The 3,045-nt window shown below is 76.7% G+C and carries 3 protein-coding genes and 1 pseudogene; 3 read left to right on the forward strand and 1 reads right to left on the reverse strand.

Annotation, left to right across the window (positions count from 1 at the left end; translation table 11 throughout):
- Both ABD317_RS35305 and ABD317_RS35310 read left to right on the forward strand, forming a co-directional pair.
- Positions 1–786 (forward strand): ABC transporter ATP-binding protein (locus ABD317_RS35305; protein ID WP_344295817.1); only part of this gene is annotated, 786 nt, incomplete at its 5' end.
- Positions 783–1,472 carry an ABC transporter ATP-binding protein gene (locus ABD317_RS35310; protein WP_344295821.1) on the forward strand — a complete coding sequence of 230 codons (690 nt, stop codon included), beginning with the start codon at positions 783–785 and terminating at the stop codon, positions 1,470–1,472. The genes ABD317_RS35305 and ABD317_RS35310, both read left to right, overlap by 4 nt.
- Here the strand turns inward: ABD317_RS35310 and ABD317_RS35315 are convergent.
- Positions 1,441–2,124, reverse strand: a complete 684-nt coding sequence (locus tag ABD317_RS35315) for a LysM peptidoglycan-binding domain-containing protein (protein WP_344295824.1) — start codon at positions 2,122–2,124, stop codon at positions 1,441–1,443. The genes ABD317_RS35310 and ABD317_RS35315 overlap by 32 nt on opposite strands.
- 355 nt (positions 2,125–2,479) lie before the next feature.
- Between ABD317_RS35315 and ABD317_RS35320 the strand changes: the two are divergent.
- Positions 2,480–3,045 (forward strand): annotated as a pseudogene (locus tag ABD317_RS35320) (hypothetical protein); the annotation flags it as partial.

Below are 3,045 nucleotides of genomic sequence, written 5' to 3' on the forward strand. Positions count from 1 at the left end.
ACCCCGCCCGCCGCCCGGGGCCCCGCGGCGGCCGGTTCGCCCGCCGGCGGCGGCCTCCGCGGGCCCGGAGGGCCCGCCGCAGGCGACCCCGTGCTCGTCGCGCAGGGCGTATCCGTCTCGTACGGGGACTTCTCCGTGCTCTCCGGCGTCGACATCCGCGTCGTCCCCGGGCGGGTCACCGCCCTCGTCGGGCCCAACGGGGCCGGCAAGTCCACCCTGTTCCACTGTCTCGCCGGGACGCTGCGGCCCCGGGCCGGGCGCGTCGTGCTCGGAGGGCGGGACGTGACCCGGCGCAGTGCGCACGCGCGAACCCGGCTCGGGCTGGCGCGGACGTTCCAGCAGCCGGCCGTCTTCCCCTCCCTCACCGTCGCCGAGAACGTCGGCGTCGGCGCCGAGCAGGGGCGCGTCCGCGACCCCGCGGCCTCCGGCCGGGTGCTGCGGCTGCTCGGCCTCGACGGGCCGCTGCGCGACGCCCCCGCCGCGGACCTGCCCACCGGCACCCTGCGCCGCGTCGAACTCGGCCGCGCGCTCGCCGGCGGTCCCCGCGTGCTGCTCCTCGACGAACCGGCCGCCGGCCTCGACCTCGCCGAGACCGCCGCGCTCGTCCGCATCCTGCGCGCCCTCGCCGCGGACGGCACGGCCCTGCTCGTCGTCGAGCACGACCTCGAACTCGTCGGCGAACTCGCCGACACCGTCTACGCGATGTCCGCCGGCCGCATCGCCGCCTCCGGCACCGCCGCCCACGTGCTCGCGGCGACCGGCACGGCGCCCGCGGAGGCGCCGTGAGCATCGAGATCGCCCTGCACCGCGCCCGCGTCCGCTACGGCCCGCTGGAGGCCCTGCACGGCGTCGACCTCGCCGTGCCCGCCGGCCGGCTCACGGTGCTGCTCGGCCGCAACGGCTCCGGCCGGACGACCGCGCTGCGCGCCCTCGCCGGGACCGTGCCGCTGGCCGCGGGCCGCGTGGTGTGGCGCGGCGAGGACGTCACGCGGACGCCCGCGTACGCCCGCGCCCGCCGCGGGCTGTCGCTGACGCCCGAGGTGCGCGCGGTGTTCGGCTCGCTGACGGTCGCGGAGAACCTGCGGCTCGCGGCCCCCGGCGGCGACGCCGGCCCCGCGCTGGCGGCGTATCCGGAGCTGGCGCGGCTGCTGGCGCGCCGCGCGGGCACGCTCTCGGGCGGCGAGCAACGGGTGCTGGCGGTCGCCCGGGCGCTGCTGTCCCCCGCCCGGCTCGTCCTGCTCGACGAGCCGGGCCAGGGGATGTCGGCCGCGGTGGCGGCCCGTACGTACGAACTGCTCGGCGGGCTCGCCGCCACCGTCGTCGTCGCGGAGCAGAGTCTGCCGCCCGGCCTGGTGGCCGCGGCGACGGTGGTGCACGAACTCCGTCGCGGCAACGTGGTGTTCAGCGGCGAGCCCGCCGAGACAGGGGCGCCGTGGCGCGTCAGACGTGCAGGCGCTGGCCCGGCAGGATGACGTCCGGGTCGCCGCCGATGACGTCGCGGTTGGCCTCGTAGACCTCGCGCCACGGGGTGCCGTGCGCGGCGGCGATGCGGCTGAGCGTGTCGCCGGCCCTGACGGTGTAGTTGCCGTCGCCGCGCCGCAGCGGCTGCCGCTGCCCCTGGTCGCGGTCCGCCCGCGGCTCCGTGCGCTCCGCCGGCGCCGACGGCTCCCCGGTCGCGGGGGCGTTCACCGCGGGCGCTTCGCCGGCGGCGCCGGCCTGGACGGAGCAGTGCGGCCAGGCGCCCCACCCCTGCGCGGCCTGCACCTTGGTGGCGACCGCGATCTGCTGTTCCCGGCTCGCCCGGTCCGCGGTGGGGGCGTAGGCGGTGCCGCCGTAGGCCTCCCAGGTGGAGGCGGCGAACTGGAGTCCGCCGTAGTAGCCGTTGCCGGTGTTGATGGACCAGTCGCCGCCGCTCTCGCACTGGGCGATGCGGTCCCACACCCCGCTGTCCGCGGCGCCCGCCGGCGCGGCGGTGGCGAGGAGCGCGAGGGGGGTGAGGAGCGCGGCGGCTCCGGTGACGACGGCGGCGTTCCTGCGTGTCCTGCTGGTGCTGATGGTGGTGCCTGCCTCACTGGTCGTACGGTCACTGCGGGTGGCGCGTATGTCGCCCTTCGGGAAAGGCATACGTTCCTCTCGGTGGCCCCGGGTCCCCTGCCCGGGCGGTGCTCGGTGCACGCGGCGGCCGAATCTAGGCAGCCTTGTCGGGCGTAATCAACCAAGACCCCATCATTCGAGGCCAGTTGGGGGTTACCACGGGTATCGATCAATACCGGACAGGTCGTCGCGCCGGTCAAATCATGCTTTCTCCGGCAAATCTCCGGCCGCGCTGTGGCTCGCCTCACGGCACCAACGGCCGTGATTCGTACATCAGTTGACCCACGGTGAGAATTTCCGACCAACTCCCTACCGTCCGTACGCACCGTTCCGGCAATCGCCGCCCGAGGCGTGACTCCGCACACAGGTCGCCCGTTGTGCCCAGATGAACCAGCACCACGACACCGAGGAGCGACTCGTGCCCCGCATGCTCGAAGTGAGCGACGCCGTACGCGCCGAGATCGGCGACGAGGAGGCGGACCGGCTCGTCGCCGGGGAGTCCGCCCCCGGCGCGTACGACTGCACCTCCTGCCGCGCCCCCGGCGACTCCGCGCAGGAGCAGACGAGCACCGTGCTCTTCGTGGGCGAGGAGACCGCGGTGCTCGCCTTCGCCCACGCCGCCTGCATCCCGTCGCAGGTGGTCCCGGTCTCCGAGGAGCAACTGCAGGGCGCCGTCCGTTCGATCACCGCGGACGACGGCCCCGAGCAGGCCCCGGCCCCGGACCCCGCCCCGGCACAGCCGCAGGCGCCGGCACAGCCGCAGGCCCAGGCCCCGGCCCCGGCCCCGGCACAGACCCCGGCACAGACCCCCGCACAGACAACGGCACAGCCGCTCGCGGACGCCGTCCCGCACTCCTCCGCGCCCCCGGTCGCCGCCGCGGCCCCGGCGCCGGTCCCGCGCCCGGCTCCGCCGCCGCACCGCCCCCCGCCGGCAGGCGCAGCGCGTTCAGC

This window comes from Streptomyces synnematoformans (genome assembly GCF_039531005.1).
Classification (GTDB): Bacteria; Actinomycetota; Actinomycetes; order Streptomycetales; family Streptomycetaceae; genus Streptomyces; species Streptomyces synnematoformans.

What these genes read in the sequence shown, in the direction of transcription:
- ABD317_RS35315 (WP_344295824.1), bottom strand. Translation starts at nt 2,124, where the DNA reads ATGCCTTTCCCGAAGGGCGACATACGCGCCACCCGCAGTGACCGTACG.